Source organism: Lichenibacterium dinghuense, assembly GCF_021730615.1.
GTDB lineage: Bacteria > Pseudomonadota > Alphaproteobacteria > Rhizobiales > Beijerinckiaceae > Lichenihabitans > Lichenihabitans dinghuensis.
Genome location: NZ_JAJLMN010000001.1, coordinates 1,733,584 through 1,749,193 on the forward strand (window position 1 = coordinate 1,733,584; position 15,610 = coordinate 1,749,193).

Genomic DNA, 15,610 nt, shown 5'->3' on the forward strand with positions numbered 1-15,610 from the left:
GCTCAGCCGACGCGCTCGCTGACCGACGGGGACCATCGCACCATGCCGGCAAAGACCAGTTTCATCCGCTACAGCGACGACGTCGAGACCCGCCCGGCGGGCGAGGACGACACGATCGCCGAGATCATCGCCACCATGACCAGCGAGAGCCGCAAGGTGGCGGACCGCGAGGGCCACACCGTGCGCGCCTCGCACGCCAAGGCCAACGCCTTCCTGAAGGGCGAGCTGCGCGTGCTGGACGGCCTGCCGCCCGAGCTGCGGCAGGGGCTGTTCGCGGAAGCCAGGACCTACCCGGTCGTGGTGCGCATGGCGCAGGGGCCCGGCGAGCACCTGCCCGACAGCGTCTCCACCCACCGCGGCATGGCCATCAAGGTGCTGGACGCGCGGGGCCCCAAGATCGACGGCCACGCCGAGGACACGCAGGACTTCGTGCTCGCCACCGGCCCGGTCTTCCCCAACCCGGACGCGGCCAAGTTCCTGGGCGCCATCAAGGGCATCGAGAAGCACGCCGGCAAGGACGATGCGCTGAAGGCGGCCGTGTCCAGCGTCGCGCTGCAGCTCGACAAGGTGGTCACGGCGGTCAAGGGCGACCACAGCCCGCTGCTCGACTTCTTCGGCCACACGCCGCGCCACCCGCTGACCGACACCTATTACAGCCAGGCGGCGCTGCGCTACGGCGACCATGTCGCGAAGATCTCGGCCGTGCCGGTGTCGCCGGGCCAGGCCGCGCTGGGCGACGCCCCGATGGATACGTCCGGACGCCCCGACGCCTTCCGCGACGCGACCGCGGCCTATTTCGGGGACGAGGGCGCCGAGTTCGAGATCCGCGTGCAGCTCTGCACGGACCTCGAGACCATGCCGGTCGAGGACGCGTCCGTGCGCTGGCCCGAGGACGAGAGCCCCTATCGCGCGGTGGCCCGGCTGGTGCTGCCGCGCCAGGACGCGCTCGGCGAAGCCCGGCGGGCCTATGTCACGGAGCGCCTGTCGTTCCGCCCGGCGCACAGCCTCGCGGCCCATCGCCCGCTCGGGTCCCTGATGCGGGCGCGGCTCGCCACCTACCCGGCGCTCGCCGCCTACCGGCAGAAGCAGAACGGCGCCGAGGGCATCGAGCCGACGTCGCTGGACCAGATCCCGGACTGACGGGCGGGCGGGCGTCCGGAAGGGCGCCCGACGAGAACGGGCGGCCCGGAGGCCGCCCGTCCCGTCCCGACGAGGGAAGGTCGATCAGTAGAAGCGGCGATAGCCGTAGCCGTAGAACGGGCGACGATACACGAACGGGCGGCGGTAGCCGTAGAAGCGGCGATAGCCGTAACCGTAGTAAGGCCGCACGAACGGGCGATAGAACCGGCGGACGAGCGGCCGACGATAGCCGTAGCCGTAGTAATAGACCTGCTCGACCGACGCGCTCGCGGCGGCCGGGCTCATGGGGGCGACCGGCATCGCCTGCGCTTCCGCGGTGGCGAGCGTGGCGCCGGCGAGGGCGAGCGTGCCGACGACGATGCCCTTCAAAGACATGTGCATGGTTGTCTCCTCTGATGTCGAAGGACGATGGTCCCGCGCGGATGAACCGCGCGTGACCGCAGAGGTTCCAACGCTAGCGCACGCCGGCGGGCTGCCGCTTGAAGCGGTTGAAGCAGCCGAGCTTGTAGCAGCCGAACAGCGCCACGGCGGCGGCGCCGATCGCCACCTTGGTGCCGGTCGACAGCGTGCCGCCCTGGGCCGGCGCTTCCGCGCCGGGCTGAGCCTCCGGGGGAGCCGTCGCCACCGCCGGGGCCGCGCCGCCCGCCCCCGGGCCGCCGAGCGTCGCGGTCACGCGCTGCGCTTCCTGCGGGCCGCCGCCGGCGGGCAGGAAGTCGACGTTGATCTGCTTGCCCGGCGCGACCGAGCCGACGTAGTCGGCGAAGGCCGGCACGGTGGGGAACACCCGCCCGTCGACCGACACGATCTCGTCGCCCTTGCGGAAGCCCGCCTGGGCGCCGGCCGCGCCGGGCTTGACGCTGTTGACCTTGAGGAGGCGGAACGTCATCCCGCCGCTGGTGATCTGCTCGCCCGGCCCGACGTTGAGGCCGAGCGTGCCGCCGGCCTTGGGCAGCGCGTCCGCGTCCTTGGCCGACAGGAAGCGGTAGTTCATCGCATTCTCGGCGTAGGCCGCCGGCGCGATCCCCGGCTGCAGGCCGAGGAAGGACGCCAGCACGAGGGCCGAAACGGTGCGCTTGACGATCATCGCGGTGGCTCCGTCGCGCGGGGTCAGACGTTCACCGAGCCGTCGTCGGCCCCGCCGCCCTGCGTGGCGCCGTCGACCGCCTGCGGCAGGGCCTGGCTGAGCTGCTGGAGGAAGTCGCCGTGGTCCATGCCGGCCTGGTCCGCCATGGCCTGCGTCTGGCCCTGGCCGAACACGCTCTGGAGTTGGTCGGGCGAGACCGGCTGGTTGGCGCCGTTGCCGATCCAGGACTCGGCGATGTGGCCGAGGCCCGCCTGCTGGAACTGCGACAGGAGCCCGCCGATGCCGCCCGCGCCGCCGAGCGCGCCCGCCAAGCCGCCGGCCGCGCCGCCGGGCGCCTGCCCCTCGTACCCGCCGCCCTGCGCCCCGCCGCCGCCGAGCACGCTGGAGATGATGCCGCCGAGCGGCGAGCCGCCGCCGGCCTGCTGGTTGTTCTGGCCGCCGAGCAGGTTGCCGATGACCGAATCGAGAATGCCCATGGTGGATGTCCGCCTGTGAGACCCGCCCTGCCCCGCCGGGGCCGTTCGGGATGCACGCCGATCTTTCGGTGGAGGGAACCTCGGGCGCGCGACCGGCACCGACGACGCACGAGGCTTCAGGGCACCACTTGGCCCGGGGAGGGCCGAGACTGCTTCCTTCCGTCCGCCGATGCCGCGGCGGGCCGGACGGTCCTCTCGCGGGGGTCCATCGGTCCGAACAACCGGCACGGGCGGGCTTGGTTCCGTTTCGCGCCGGGGTGAGCTTCGGCTAAGCCGCTGATCCCGGACGGTTTCGGCGGCCCGTCCCCTCGGCCCACCCCGGCGCAAGCTCGGCGGCCCACCCTGGCGCCAGGACCGGACCGGCCTCCGCGCGGGGGACGGCCGCGGCGGCGGGACACCATGAGCATCGCGACCATCACACCGGCGAGGGCGCCGCAGACCAAAGCCGCGCTCCCCGGCGCCTCCGCCCGCGCCCCGCGGCGCGGCGGCCGCGACGTCGGCTTCGCCATCGGCATCGTGGCGATCCTGTCGATCTTCTTCCTGCCGATCCCGTCCTTCATGATCGACATGGGGCTGGCCTTCTCGATCGCGCTGTCGGTGCTCATCCTGATGGTGGCGCTGTGGATCGAGCGGCCGCTGGAGTTCTCGGCCTTCCCCACCGTGCTGCTGGTCGCCACGCTGCTGCGCCTGTCGCTCAACATCGCCACGACGCGGCTGATCCTGTCCGACGGCCAGGAGGGCGCCAACGCGGCGGGCTTCATCATCGGGGGCTTCTCGCGCCTCGTGATGGGCGGCGACTTCGTGATCGGGCTGATCGTCTTCGCGATCCTGCTCACCATCAATTTCGTGGTCATCACCAAGGGCGCGACCCGCATCGCCGAGGTCGGCGCCCGCTTCACGCTCGACGCGATCCCCGGCAAGCAGATGGCGATCGACGCCGACCTGTCGGCCGGCCTCATCAACGACAAGGAGGCGCAGCGCCGCCGCCGCGAGCTGGAAGAGGAGAGCGCCTTCTTCGGCTCCATGGACGGCGCCTCGAAGTTCGTGCGCGGCGACGCGGTGGCGGGCCTCATCATCCTGGCCGTCAACGTGTTCGGCGGCATCGTCATCGGCGTCACGCGCCACGGCATGCCGCTCGGCCAGGCGGCCGACGTCTTCGCCAAGCTGTCGGTCGGCGACGGCCTCGTGTCGCAGATCCCGTCCCTCATCGTGTCGCTCGGCGCGGCGCTGCTCGTGTCCAAGGGCGGCACGCGCGGCTCGGCCGAGAAGGCGGTGATGAACCAGCTCGTGCACTTCCCGCGCGCGCTGCTGGTCGCGGCCCTGATGATGTTCCTGCTGGCGCTGGTGCCGGGCCTGCCCTTCCTGCCCTTCGCGGTCCTCGGCGGCCTGATGGCGGCGGCCGGCACCGTGCTGCCGCGCCGCCTCGCCGCCGCCCGCGCCGCCGAGGCGGTCGAGGCGGCGCAGAAGGCCGACGCCGCCGCGGCGGCCGAGACGCGGGATTCGGTGAAGGAGTTCCTGCGCACGGCCGAGATCGAGATCGCCATGGGCAAGCAGCTCGCCGCCCGGCTGCTGCCGTCCCAGGCCGAGCTCGCCCACCGCGTCACCAAGATGCGGCGCAAGTTCGCGCGCCAGTACGGCTTCGTGGTGCCCGAGATCAAGGTGTCGGACAGCGTCGACGTGCCGGCGAAGTCCTACCAGATCCGCATCCACGGCACGGTGGTGGTGTCGCAGGAGCTGCGCCTCGGCGAGTCGCTGATCATCACCGGCGACGGCCGCAAGCCCGACCTGCCCGGCACGGAGACGCGCGAGCCCGCCTTCGGCATGAAGGCCCTGTGGGTATCGGACGCCTACGCGGCCGAAGCCAAGCGGCAGAACTTCCAGACCGTCGACACGCTGTCGATCCTGCTCACCCACCTCAGCGAGGTGATCCGCAACAACCTGTCCCAGCTCCTGTCCTACAAGGACATGCGCGCGCTGCTCGACCGGCTGGAGCCGGAGTACAAGAAGCTGATCGACGACATGTGCCCCGGCCAGATCTCGTATTCGGGGCTGCAGGCGGTGCTGAAGCTCCTGCTCGGCGAGCGCGTGTCGATCCGCAACCTCCACCTGATCCTGGAAGCCATCGCCGAGATCGTGCCCCATTCGCGGCGCTCCGAGCAGGTGGCCGAGCACGTGCGGGTGCGGATGAGCCAGCAGATCTGCGGCGACCTCGCCGACGACGGCGTGCTCAAGGTGCTGCGCCTCGGCAACCGCTGGGACCTCGCCTTCCACCAGAGCGTCAAGCGCGACGCCAAGGGCGAGGTGACCGAGTTCGAGCTCGACCCGCGGCTCGTCGAGCAGTTCGGCCAGGAGGCCTCCGCCGCCATCCGCGAGCGCATGGACGCGGGTCACAGTTTCGTCCTGATCGCGGCGCCCGAGGTGCGGACCTACGTCCGCATGATCGTGGAGCGCATGTTCGCCACCCTGCCGGTGCTCAGCCACCTCGAAGTCGCCCGCGGCCTGGAGATCAAGCCGCTGGGCACGGTGTCGTGAGCCCCCTCCGTCGTCGTGAGCGCAGCGAAGCGATGCAGCCGGACGGCCCAGGGCGGAGCGCGAGCGCGGCGCCGCGACCCGTCGCGGCTCCCGACGCTCCTGGATCGCTGCGCTGCGCTCGCGACGACGGTGAGCCGAGCGGGCGAGGCCGTCGGAAGCGATGAACGACGCCGCCTCCGTCTCGGTGCTGGCGGCCTTCGTGGTGTTCAGCCGCGTCGGCGCCTGCCTGCTCGTCATGCCGGGCTTCTCGTCGCCGCGCATCCCCGTGCAGGTCCGCCTGTTCATCGCGGTGGCGGTGTCGCTGGCGCTGACGCCGCTGCAGATCGACGCCATCCGGCCGATCGTGGCCGACGGGCAGCCGGTCCACCTGCTGCGCGTGATGGCCTCCGAGCTGTTCATCGGCGCCGCCATCGGGCTGTTCGGGCGCGTGTTCTTCGCCGCCCTGGAGTTCATCGGCGTCGCGGTGGCGATGTCGGTGGGGCTGAGCGCCAACCTCGGCGCGCCGGTCGAGGCCGACGACACGCTGCCGGCGCTGACCACGCTGCTGACGCTGGCCGCCACCGCGCTGATGTTCCTGACCGACCTGCACCTCGAAGTGTTCCGCGCCCTCCAGGCCTCCTACGGCAGCCTGCCGGTCGCCGACGGCTTCAGCCCGCGCTTCGCGCTCGACCAGCTCGTGTCCAAGGCGGCCGCGGCCTTCATGCTGGCGCTGCGGATCGGCAGCCCGTTCCTGATCTTCTCGCTGGTCGTCAACGTCGCCATGGGGCTGGTCGGGCGCCTCGTGCCCGGCATCCAGAGCTTCTTCCTGTCGACGCCGTTCCTGCTGATCGGCGGGCTGATCCTGCTGTCGATCGTCATCAAGCCCATGCTGCTGATCTTCATCGACGCCTTCGGGCGCTTCCTGGTGACGGGATGAGGGACACCGCCGCGGCGAGGTCGCACCCGTGACCGACCGCCTCCGCGCCATGAGGCGCGTCCTCGCGGTGCAGGACGGGCTCAAGCGCTCGGCCGACTGGCGCCTGGCCGAGGCCGAGCGGGCCGCCGCCGACGTCGAGGCCGCGCGGGGCGACCTCGCGCGCTTCCGCGACGCCGAGCTGCCGACGGGGGCGCTCGCGGCCGCCGCGGCCGCGCAGGCCCGGCGGCTCGACGCGCGCGCCGCCGCCGCCGCCGCCGCGGTCGCGGCCGGGGCGGAGGCGATGCGCGAGGCGACCGCGCGCCAGAAGCTGTTCGGCAGGGCCGTGGAGGCGCTGGCCCGCGAGGAGGCCGCCGCGCGCGAGCGGCGCGACCTGGAGCGGCTCGTCGAGGACCTCGCGGCGGCGGCGTCCCGCGCGCCCCCGCGGCACGAGGGCTGACCGCCGCCGTCATATGAAATCCGTTCGATCCCTTCGGGATGCGGATTTCGGCTTCGCTCATGCGCCGCGCGGGCTGGTGATACGGCACCCCGGCCTGTTCGGCCGGATACCGTATCACACGAGGTTCAGCAGCGCGACCTCGTCGGTCAGCGGCATCCGGACCGTGCAGCGGAGCCCGGCGGCGTCGAAGTCGAGCGCGCATTCGGCCCTGAGGTCGTAGGCGAGCGTGTGCTCCAGGAGTTCCATCCCGAACCCCCGGCGGCCGCCGGACACGTCGACCGGGGGGCCCCCGACCTCCTGCCACGTGAAGGTCAGCCGCGACGCGCCGTTCCCGCCGTCGGGGCGTCCGATGCGCCAGATCACGTCCACGTGGCCTTCGGCCGACAGCGCCCCGTGCTTCACGGCGTTGATGGCGAGTTCGTGGATTGCGAGCCCCAGCGTTTCGGCCGCCTTCGACTTCAGGCGCACGACCGGGCCGGAGATGCGCCAATGCGCCGCTCCGGCGTTGCGGTAGGCGGCGAGCTCGTCCCGCACGAGCTGTTCGAGGTCGACGCCCGCCTCGGGGTCGCGCGTCACGAGCGCCTGGGTGCGGGCGAAGGCGGCGAGGCGCCCGTCGAGGTTCTCGGCGAAGTCGTCCACCGTGCCGCTCGACTCGGCCGTGCGGCGCGCGATGGTCCGCACCACGCTCAGCGTGTTGCGCACGCGGTGCTGGAGCTCGGCCAGCAGCAGCTTGCCCCGCTCCTCGGCCCGGCTCATGGCGGTGACGTCGACGAAGGTCATCACCGCGCCGGCGATGAAGTTGTCGACGCTGCGGTAGGGCAGGATGCGGACGATGTAGCGGGTGTTGGTGTCGGGCGCGACCATCTCCCGCTCGACCGTGGACAGCGTGCGCAGCACGCGGCGCACGTCCTCGAACAGGTCCTCGATCGGCACCCGCGCCTTGATGTGGGAGACCGGCCGGCCGATGTCGGTCTCGACGAGGTGGAACACCTGCGTCACCGCCGGCGTGTAGTTCATCACCTGCAGGTCGTTGTCGAGGAACACCGTCGCGATCTGGGTGGATTCGAGGAAGTTCTTGAGGTCGCTGGTGGCGCGGGTGAGGTCCTGGACGCGGTGCGCCAGCTCGCCGTTGACGGTGGTCAGCTCCTCGTTGACCGACTGCAGCTCCTCGCGCGAGGTTTCCAGCTCCTCGTTGGCGGATTGAAGCTCCTCGTTCAGCGACTGGAACTCTTCGTTGGAGGACTTCAGCTCCTCGTTTGTGCTTTCGAGTTCCTCGATGGTCGCCTGGAGGCGGTCGCGCGAGTCGCGCAGCTCGGTTTCGAGGCGCTCGACGTGCTCGCTGCGCACCAGCGCGCCGCCGTCCCGCTCGGCCCTGTCGCTCGGCTGCGCCGGGCCGTCCTTGAACAGCACCATCAGGTGGTGCGGCCCCTCCGCCCGCTCCTCGATCGGCTCGACCGTGATGTCGACCAGGATCGAGCTGCCGTTGCGGCCGAGCTGCACGCGCTCGGCCAGGGCCGTGCGGCCCGTCTCGACCGCGCGGCCGAGCACGGCCCTGAGCTCCAGGCGCAGGTCGCGATGGACGAGGTTCAGCAGATCAAGGCTGGCGGCCCCGGTGGCCGGCTCCAGGTAGCGCCCCGTGCGCCCGGAGAAGTTCACCACCTCGAAGTGCTCGTTGACGATGAGGTAGGCCGGCGCGTAGCGCTCGGCGATGCGCTGCGCCCGCCGCTCCAGCCCCTGGTCGGGAGGGTTGGTGCGGGCCGGCAGGGCGCGCAGCTCCGCGCCCAGGCGCGCGACGCCCATGCCGATGGGGAACTCGGGCGGCAGGCGGGTGCCGGTGTCCAGCCGCTTGAAGATGCGGGCGCGGCGGTCCACCGGCACGAACAGCTTCGGGTGGCGGGTGACGTTCTCGGAGTTGCCGAGGAACAGGTAGCGGTCGGGCAGCAGCGCGAAGTGGAACAGCGGGATCACCCGGTTCTGCAGATCGGCGTTCAGGTAGATGAGCAGGTTGCGGCACGACACGATGTCGAGCTTGGAGAAGGGCGCGTCCTTGATGACGTTGTGCTGCGAGAAGATGCACATCTCCCGCAGGTCCTTCACCACGCAATAGGTGTCGCCCTCGCGCACGAACCAGCGCGCCAGCCGCTCGGGCGTGACGTCCTCCTCGATGGCGGTGCGGTAGCGGCCGACCCGTGCGGAGGCCAAGGCGCGCCCGTCGATGTCGGTCGCGAAGATCTGCACCTGCGGCACCGATTCGAGGGTCGCCATGTGTTCGCGCAGCAGGATGCCGATCGAATAGGCCTCCTCGCCGGTGGCGCAGCCGAGCACCCACACGCGCACCTGCTGGCCCGAGCCCTTCCCCGCGAACAGCCGGGGGATGATCTGGCTTCCCAGGATGTCGAATTCCTGCTTGTCCCGGAAGAACTGCGTGACGCCGATCAGGAGGTCGTTGAAGAGGTACTGCACCTCGTGCTTGTCCGCGGACAGGTGCTCGACGTAGGCGTCGATCTCGTCGATCTGCACCACCTTCATCCGGCGCTGGACGCGGCGCAGGAAGGTGTTCTGCTTGTAGCCGTGGAAGTCGTTGCCGGTCCTGTTGCGCAGGACGTCGGCGATGCGGCCGAGGGCCTCCGTGGCGGCGGCCAGCGTGGCGTCGAAGTCCCGGCGCTCCCCCGCCCGGCGCAGGTGGCGCACGTAGACGCGGACGTGCTCGGTGATGTCCTCGGGCGGCAGCAGGAAGTCCGCCAGCGCGGCCGGCGAGTTGCTGTTCTCGAGGTGCTCGTGCTCGGGGTCCGGCCGGACCGCGATCGTGAGGCCGCCCTGGTCCTTCAGGGCCGCCATGCCGAGCGTGCCGTCGCCGCCCGTGCCGGCCAGCATCACCCCGACGGCTTCCTCGCCCCGGTCCTCGGCCAGGGACACCAGGAAGCTGTCGATCGTGCCGCGCAGGCCCGGTATCTGCTCGGCCTTGCGCACCGAGAAATGTCCGTCCTGGACCGTGGTGATCCGGTCGGGCTCGCACAGGTAGACGGTCCCGCCGGCGACCGGCAGGCCCTGCTCGACCGGCATGACCTCGATGTGGTCGACGCGGTCCAGGGTTTCGCGCATCGCCGCCTCGTTCAGCGCCTCGCGGTGCTGGACGACGAGCACGACCGCCAAGGCGGCGTCCGGCCGATAGCCGGAGAAGAAGCGCTCGATGTTGTCCGGGGCCGCCGCCGAGGCGCCGACGCCGACGATGATCGGCACCTCGCGGAAACGCGCCGGTGTGGAAGGCGGGGAGCCGTCGGTGTCCGCCATCGCGGCCTCGTCGCATGGGCTGGGGAGCGCGGGAGCGCTGTCGCGTCTTCGACTTACGACAGGTGGAAGGTCGGGAAAAGGCGCGATCGGGCGGGGCCGGTCCGGCCCTCCGCCGGCCGGCGAGATTTCGGCGGTCGGCAGGGCGCGCCGCCGGGCGGCGCCTACCCAGGAGTCACACCGCTCGGCACGTCCGGCGGCGGCGCGAGGGTCGACGACTTGGCTTCCAGGTAGCCGACGCGCTGCAGGATCAGGACGCGGTGCTGCTGCCACTGGTGCAGCGTTTCGCGCATGAGCCGCAGCAGGCGTTCCGCTTCCCTCACGTCCGCTCCCCTGGACCGGAGGTCGGACACGAGCCGGTCCTGCGCCTGGACGCGCAGCCGTCCCTGGAGGACATCGCGGTCGGCCCTGGCCAGGACCTCACGCTCGCGGGCGAGTTCAGACCGAGCATCCATCACCGCGTCACCCATCGGTCGCACCGGGATCATCCGTCGGAGGGGTCCTCGTCCGGGGCGTCGCGCATGGACCGCAACACCGCCTGCCGGATCGTCTCGGCATTGGACCGATATTCCGCGGCGCGCGCCTCGTACATCTCGGCGACGGCGCGCCGCCCGCTGTGGCGCCCCTCCTCGGCCATGCGGTGGACGAGTTCGGCCCGCTCCTCGATGATGCGCAGGGCGACCCGCAGCGCCTCGTCGACCCGGCCCTCCTGCTCCTGGGCCAGCGCGTCGGCCGCATAACCGTGGCCGACCTGGCAGCGGAACCGCAGCGGGCCGTGCGTCCGCACCTTCGACAGCACGCCGCCGCAACTCGGGCAGGTCAGGGCCACGGGGTCGGCGATGGCGGCCAGCCGATCGGAGCCGATGCGCTCCCCGGCCGCGATCGCGACCTCCAGCCGCAGCTCGGGCGGGATCGGCAGCGCCGTCCCGGCGGCCTCCTGTGCCAAGTCGGACAGCACGTCGCCGAGGCGGGCGCCCGGCACGCACAGGTCCACGGTGGCGGCTTCGAGGGCGCGGCGCGGCATCTCGTCGGCGGCCGCGTCGCTCGGGTCCTGCACCAGCGCCAGGCCGCCGCAGCGCTTGATGGCGCTGAGGCCGGAGGCGCCGTCGGACAGGAGGCCGCTCAGCACGACGCCGATCACCCGCGGGCCGTGCGCGATGGCGGCGGAGCGGAACAGCGGGTCGATGGCGGGCCGCACCATGTTCTCGCGCGGGCCGCGGCCGAGCCGGATGCGGCCGTCGTCGACCAGCATGTGGTGGTCCGGCGCGCCGATGTAGACGTGGCCCCGCTCGATCCTCATCCCGTCCTCGGCCTGCCGCACCGGCAGGGGACCGGCGGCGGCCGCCACGGTGGACAGCATGCCGAGGCCGCGGGCCGGGATGTGCAGGACGATCAGCACGGCCGCCGGAAGGCCCGCCGGCAGGCTGCCGAGGATCTGCTTGAGGGGGGCCGTGGCGCCGGCCGAGCCCCCGATGACGATGAGGTCGCGGTTGCCCATCGATCGATCCCTCCGGCCTGTTCGGGGTGACAGTCCCCCGCCACAGCCGATGTTCCCCCTGGCCCGGACGGAACAATGATAATCCCGGCCGGTTCAAAAATCGAACACATCCGGGGGACGCCATGGATGAAAGTCGAGCAGACGGCGCGCTGGCCGCGCTCCGGGGGCTGACCATCCTGGTCGTCGAGGACGAATATTTCCTCGCGACCGAGATCAGCCGGAAGCTGCAGAAGGCGGGCGTCGCGGTGGTGGGCCCCTTCCCGGCGGTCGAGGACGCCTTGAAGGCCGTCGAGGGGGGCAGGATCCTCGATGCGGCCCTGCTCGACATCAACCTCCGGGGCAACATGGTCTACCCGGTGGCGGACCTGCTGCGCCAGCGCGGCACGCCCATCGTGTTCATGACGGGCTACGACAGGGCGGCCCTGCCCCCGGCCTACCGGGACGTCCCGCTCTGCGACAAGCCGGTGGAGGTCGCGGACCTCGTCCGCCACGTCGCCGGGCGGCCCTCCGGCGCCTGACGGCCGCGGCGGCGGGCAGGCGCCGGAGGGCCCGCTGTTGCGCCGCGGCATGGATCGGCGCTATCGTCGGACCAATCGACTGGACCCGGTGAGACCCCGGGTGGCTCCTCCGGCCGCCGATCCGCCGGACCACGCAGGGGGTTCCGCCGCGCAGCGCGCCGGCCGTCCCCGCGAGACTCTCATCCATGTCCCTCTCCACCCTGCGCCGGGAGTGGCTCCGCCGCCCCGTGCGCGAGATGCTGGCCGGCGCCGTCGCCACGGTGGCGCTGATCCCGGAAGTGATCGCCTTCTCGGCCGCCGCCGGGGTCGACCCGCAGGTCGGCCTCTTCGCCTCCTTCGTGATCGGGGTCGTCATCGCCTTCGCGGGCGGGCGGCCCGCCATGATCTCGGCCGCGGCCGGCTCCGTCGCGCTGGTCGCGGCGCCGCTGGTGCACGCCCACGGCCTCCGCTACCTGTTCGCCGCGGGGCTTCTGGCCGGCGCCGTCCAGGTGGCCTTCGGGCTGCTGCGGCTCGGCGTGCTGATGCGCTTCGTGTCGACCTCGGTGCGCACCGGCTTCGTCAACGCGCTGGCGATCCTGATCTTCTCCGCCCAGTTGCCCCAGGTGCTCGGCGCCGCCTGGCCCACCTGGGCGGTGCTCGGCGCCGGGCTCGCGCTGATCTACCTCGTGCCCTTCGCGACCAGGGCCGTGCCGTCGCCGCTCGTCGCCGTCCTGGCCCTCACCGCGGCCTCGATCGCGTTCCACCTGCCGGTCCGCACGGTGGCGGACCTCGGCCGGCTGCCGGACGCGCTGCCGCTCTTCGCCCTGCCGGCCGTGCCGCTGGACCTCGACACGCTGCGCATCGTGCTCGGGCCCGCCCTCGCCATCGCGGCCGTGGGCCTCCTGGAATCGCTGATGACCGCCGGCGTCGTCGACGACCTCACCGAGACGGCGAGCGGCAGGGACCGCGAGTGCTGGGGCCTCGGCCTCGCCAACGCGGCGTCGAGCCTGTTCGGCGGCATCGCGGGCTGCGGCATGATCGGGCAAACCGTGTCCAACGTGAAATACGGCGGGCGCGGCCGCCTCTCGACGCTCTTCGCCGGCGCCTTCCTCCTGGTCCTCACGGTGCTGCTCAAGCCCTGGATGTCGCAGGTGCCGGTGGCGGCGCTGGTGGCCGTGATGGTGATGGTGTCGGTCGACACCTTCGACTGGTCGTCGCTGCGCGCGCTGGCGGTCCACCCCAAGGTGTCGGGCGCCGTGATGCTGGCCACCGTGGCCGTGACGGTGGCGAGCGCCAACCTGGCGCTCGGCGTCGGGGTCGGCGTGCTGCTCAGCGGCGTGTTCTTCGCCTTCAAGGTGGCGCGCCTGCTCGACATCGCCCCCGAGCGCGACGAGGCGGCCGGACGCCTCACCTATCGCGTGACCGGCCAGGTGTTCTTCGCCTCCGCGGACGCCTTCGTGGAGGGTTTCGACACGGGTGCGGCGGCCGGCCTCGCCGTCGCGATCGACGTGTCGGGCGCGCATTTCTGGGACGTCACGGCGGTGGCGGCGCTCGACAAGGTCGTGGCGCGCTTCCGGGCGGCGGGGGCCGCGGTGGAGGTGGTGGGGCTGAACCGGGCGAGCGCGACCCTGGTCGACCGGCTCGACAAGCGGGCCGCTCTCGGCGGGGCGTGACGCCTCGCCCTCGCCGGGACACACTCGCGTCCCGGAGGGCCGCGCCTTGATCGACTCCACGCTCTCGCCCGATGAGGCCGGCCGCGCGGCGGCGACCCTGGCGCGCCTCCGCGGTTCGGGCCTCGATCCCGCGCTGACGGGCGGCATGGCGATCGCGTGGCACATGGCGGGGGTCGACGGCGCCGGGCCGACGCGGCGCCCCCTCCACGACCTCGACCTCGTGGTGGAAGGTGTCGGTTCGATCCCGGACGGGCTGGGCGCGGATTTCGAGATCCGGCACCTGCACCCCGACGCGCCGCCCGGCCGCATGCTGGCCCAGCTCTGGGATCCGTCGACGGCGCTGCGGGTCGACGTCTTCGGCGCCCACGGGGACACGCTGTCCCGCTGCGCCGAGGCGTCCCTGTCGGAGGGCCGCCTGCGGGTGGTCTCGCGGGAGGACCTCGCCGCGCGGCTGGCCTCCCTGCTGCTCGACCTCGCCCTCGGCGAGGCCGTCGCCCCCAAGCACGCCAGCGACTTCTCGGCCCTTGTGCCGGGGGTCGACGCGGCCGCGATGGCGGCGGCCTGGGCCGACCATCGCCGCCGCCGACATCCGGAGAGTTTCGCCGAGGCCCGCGCGGCCGTGCTGGACCTCGTCGCGGCGCGCCCGGACCTGCTCGTCACCCCCGACAGCCCCTATCGCATCTCCCCGTGTCCGCGATGCCGCGGACGCCCCCCGCTCGGCCTCCGAGCACGGGAGGCCGGGGGGCTCTGACCGCGGTCAGTCCAGCCACGCTTTCACGGCCGCGGCGTAGCTCCCGTCGAGCTGCTTCAGGTGGATGTACTGGTCCACGAAGAGCTTGAAGGCGATGTCGCGCGGCAGCAGCCACGCCTTCTCGGCGCGGTCGAAGGGCCTGTCGGGGTGGATCGCGCAGAGGCCGGGGTTCAGCTTCTCCACGCCGTCGGTGATCATCACGTCGGCCCGGCCCTCCGCCACCTCGCGGAAGATCGTCTTGTTGTCGGGGAAGGTCAGGATCTGCGCGTTGTGCAGGTGCGCGCGGTCGAAGCGCTCGTTGGTGCCGCCGGGGTTCACCACCACGCGCACGCCCGGCCGGTCGATGGCGTCGAGGCCGTCGTAGCGCTCAGCGTCCGCGCAGCGCGCGATGGCGGCCTTGCCGTCGACGTCGGTCGGCACCGAGAAGAAGCCGTCCCGCTGCCGGTCGAGCGTCACCGACACGCCGCCCGCCAGCACGTCGAACTTGCCCGCCTGAAAGTCCGCCATCAGGGTCGGCCAGCTCGTCTTGACGAAGACCGGCTCGGCGCCGAGCGCCTTGGCGAGCCCCGTCGTGAGGTCGACGTCGAGCCCCGTGAAGGCGCCCGTCGCGGAGTCCTGGAGGCTGAAGGGGCGGTAGTCGCCGGTGAGTCCGACGCGGAGCTGGTGGGTGGCGACGACGCGGTCGAGCAGCGTCTGGGGGGCCGCCTGCGGTGCGGCGGCCTCCTCGGCCGAGGCCGCCCCCGCGGCGAGCAGCGCCAGGGCCGCCGCCATCCCGATCCACCGATGTCCCGCCATGCTCCGCGCCTCCGTGCTGCCGGGCGCAGCATGGACCGGAGCGGGGCCGCGCGTCGAGCCGGCCGCGACCGCCGCGCTTGACGCTCCCCGCCGCCCTCCCTATAGACCGCGGCTCAATCACACGCGCCGCAGGCGATCGGGGGATGGCGTTCGGCCGCGCTTCGACGGGACCCGCGACAGCTCCAAAGGACACAACATGGCACGCCGCTGCGAACTGACCGGCAAGGCCGTTCAGGTTGGCCACCTCGTCAGCCACTCGAACATCAAGACCAAGACCCGCTTCCTGCCCAACCTCGTCGCCGTGAGCCTGATCTCGGACGCGCTGGGCCGCACCGTGCGCCTGCGCGTCGCCGCCGCCACGCTGCGCTCGGTTGAGCACCGCGGCGGCCTCGACGCCTTCCTGATCAAGGCCAAGGACGAGGACCTGTCGGCGAAGACCCGCGCCCTCAAGCGCGAGATCGGCAAGAAGCTCGCCGCTTCCGCCGCCGAGACGCCCGCGGCCGCCTGATCCGGCCCCCCGCGAC

General features: G+C 72.4%; 15 protein-coding genes and 1 other annotated feature. Of the genes, 8 read left to right on the top strand and 7 right to left on the bottom strand.

Annotated features, from left to right (window positions below):
* Window positions 1-42: 42 nt before the first annotated feature.
* Window positions 43-1,140, top strand: coding sequence for a catalase family protein (locus L7N97_RS08330; protein WP_237477852.1), 1,098 nt, complete (start codon window positions 43-45; stop codon window positions 1,138-1,140).
* A gap of 84 nt (window positions 1,141-1,224) precedes the next feature.
* Here L7N97_RS08330 and L7N97_RS08335 read toward each other — a convergent pair whose 3' ends face one another.
* The 3 genes from L7N97_RS08335 to L7N97_RS30045 all read right to left on the bottom strand — a co-directional run bounded on the left by L7N97_RS08335 (window position 1,225) and on the right by L7N97_RS30045 (window position 2,700).
* Entirely contained in the window at window positions 1,225-1,521 is a 297-nt protein-coding gene (locus L7N97_RS08335; RefSeq protein WP_237477853.1) for a hypothetical protein, read from the bottom strand.
* 73 nt (window positions 1,522-1,594) lie between these two features.
* The gene (locus L7N97_RS08340; RefSeq protein ID WP_237477854.1) at window positions 1,595-2,224 is read right to left on the bottom strand and encodes a PDZ domain-containing protein; all 630 of its coding nucleotides are present in this window, start codon (window positions 2,222-2,224) and stop codon (window positions 1,595-1,597) included.
* 23 nt (window positions 2,225-2,247) lie between these two features.
* On the bottom strand, window positions 2,248-2,700 hold the full coding sequence (locus tag L7N97_RS30045) for a YidB family protein (RefSeq protein WP_237477855.1): 453 nt from the start codon (window positions 2,698-2,700) through the stop codon (window positions 2,248-2,250).
* Between the two features lie 399 nt (window positions 2,701-3,099).
* Here L7N97_RS30045 and flhA point away from each other — a divergent pair, with 399 nt between their 5' ends.
* The 3 genes from flhA to L7N97_RS08360 all read left to right on the top strand — a co-directional run bounded on the left by flhA (window position 3,100) and on the right by L7N97_RS08360 (window position 6,584).
* Window positions 3,100-5,232, top strand: coding sequence for a flagellar biosynthesis protein FlhA (flhA, locus tag L7N97_RS08350; protein ID WP_237477856.1), 2,133 nt, complete (start codon window positions 3,100-3,102; stop codon window positions 5,230-5,232).
* A 160-nt stretch (window positions 5,233-5,392) separates the two neighbouring features.
* Window positions 5,393-6,148 (top strand): flagellar biosynthetic protein FliR, encoded by a 756-nt coding sequence (locus L7N97_RS08355; RefSeq protein ID WP_237477857.1) that lies wholly within the window; start codon window positions 5,393-5,395, stop codon window positions 6,146-6,148.
* A gap of 28 nt (window positions 6,149-6,176) precedes the next feature.
* A complete protein-coding gene (locus L7N97_RS08360) occupies window positions 6,177-6,584 on the top strand; it encodes a hypothetical protein (protein ID WP_237477858.1) in 408 nt (135 codons plus the stop codon).
* 114 nt (window positions 6,585-6,698) lie between these two features.
* On the opposite strand, the gene L7N97_RS08365 is transcribed toward L7N97_RS08360, so the two are convergent.
* The 3 genes from L7N97_RS08365 to L7N97_RS08375 all read right to left on the bottom strand — a co-directional run bounded on the left by L7N97_RS08365 (window position 6,699) and on the right by L7N97_RS08375 (window position 11,370).
* Window positions 6,699-9,875 (bottom strand): CheR family methyltransferase, encoded by a 3,177-nt coding sequence (locus tag L7N97_RS08365; protein WP_237477859.1) that lies wholly within the window; start codon window positions 9,873-9,875, stop codon window positions 6,699-6,701.
* Between the two features lie 161 nt (window positions 9,876-10,036).
* On the bottom strand, window positions 10,037-10,327 hold the full coding sequence (locus tag L7N97_RS08370; protein ID WP_237477860.1) for a hypothetical protein: 291 nt from the start codon (window positions 10,325-10,327) through the stop codon (window positions 10,037-10,039).
* 29 nt (window positions 10,328-10,356) lie between these two features.
* Window positions 10,357-11,370 (bottom strand): chemotaxis protein CheB, encoded by a 1,014-nt coding sequence (locus L7N97_RS08375; protein ID WP_237477861.1) that lies wholly within the window; start codon window positions 11,368-11,370, stop codon window positions 10,357-10,359.
* Between the two features lie 122 nt (window positions 11,371-11,492).
* Between L7N97_RS08375 and L7N97_RS08380 the strand changes: the two genes are divergently transcribed.
* From L7N97_RS08380 to L7N97_RS08390, 3 genes are all read left to right on the top strand, one after another.
* On the top strand, window positions 11,493-11,888 hold the full coding sequence (locus L7N97_RS08380; RefSeq protein ID WP_237477862.1) for a response regulator: 396 nt from the start codon (window positions 11,493-11,495) through the stop codon (window positions 11,886-11,888).
* Between the two features lie 78 nt (window positions 11,889-11,966).
* Window positions 11,967-12,022, top strand: a sequence feature (sul1 is cis-regulatory element that is thought to sense ions involved in sulfur or methionine metabolism; They are found in Alphaproteobacteria).
* 51 nt (window positions 12,023-12,073) lie between these two features.
* The gene (locus tag L7N97_RS08385; RefSeq protein WP_237477863.1) at window positions 12,074-13,540 is read left to right on the top strand and encodes a SulP family inorganic anion transporter; all 1,467 of its coding nucleotides are present in this window, start codon (window positions 12,074-12,076) and stop codon (window positions 13,538-13,540) included.
* Window positions 13,541-13,586: 46 nt separating this feature from the next.
* Window positions 13,587-14,291: a hypothetical protein gene (locus tag L7N97_RS08390; RefSeq protein ID WP_237477864.1), complete on the top strand. Its 705-nt coding sequence runs from the start codon at window positions 13,587-13,589 to the stop codon at window positions 14,289-14,291.
* 6 nt (window positions 14,292-14,297) lie between these two features.
* Here the strand turns inward: L7N97_RS08390 and L7N97_RS08395 are convergent, their stop codons facing one another.
* A complete protein-coding gene (locus tag L7N97_RS08395; protein WP_237477865.1) occupies window positions 14,298-15,086 on the bottom strand; it encodes a transporter substrate-binding domain-containing protein in 789 nt (262 codons plus the stop codon).
* A 196-nt stretch (window positions 15,087-15,282) separates the two neighbouring features.
* On the opposite strand from L7N97_RS08395, the gene rpmB reads away from it, so the two are divergent.
* Window positions 15,283-15,594 (top strand): 50S ribosomal protein L28, encoded by a 312-nt coding sequence (gene rpmB, locus L7N97_RS08400; protein WP_237477866.1) that lies wholly within the window; start codon window positions 15,283-15,285, stop codon window positions 15,592-15,594.
* The last annotated feature ends 16 nt before the right edge of the window (window positions 15,595-15,610 follow it).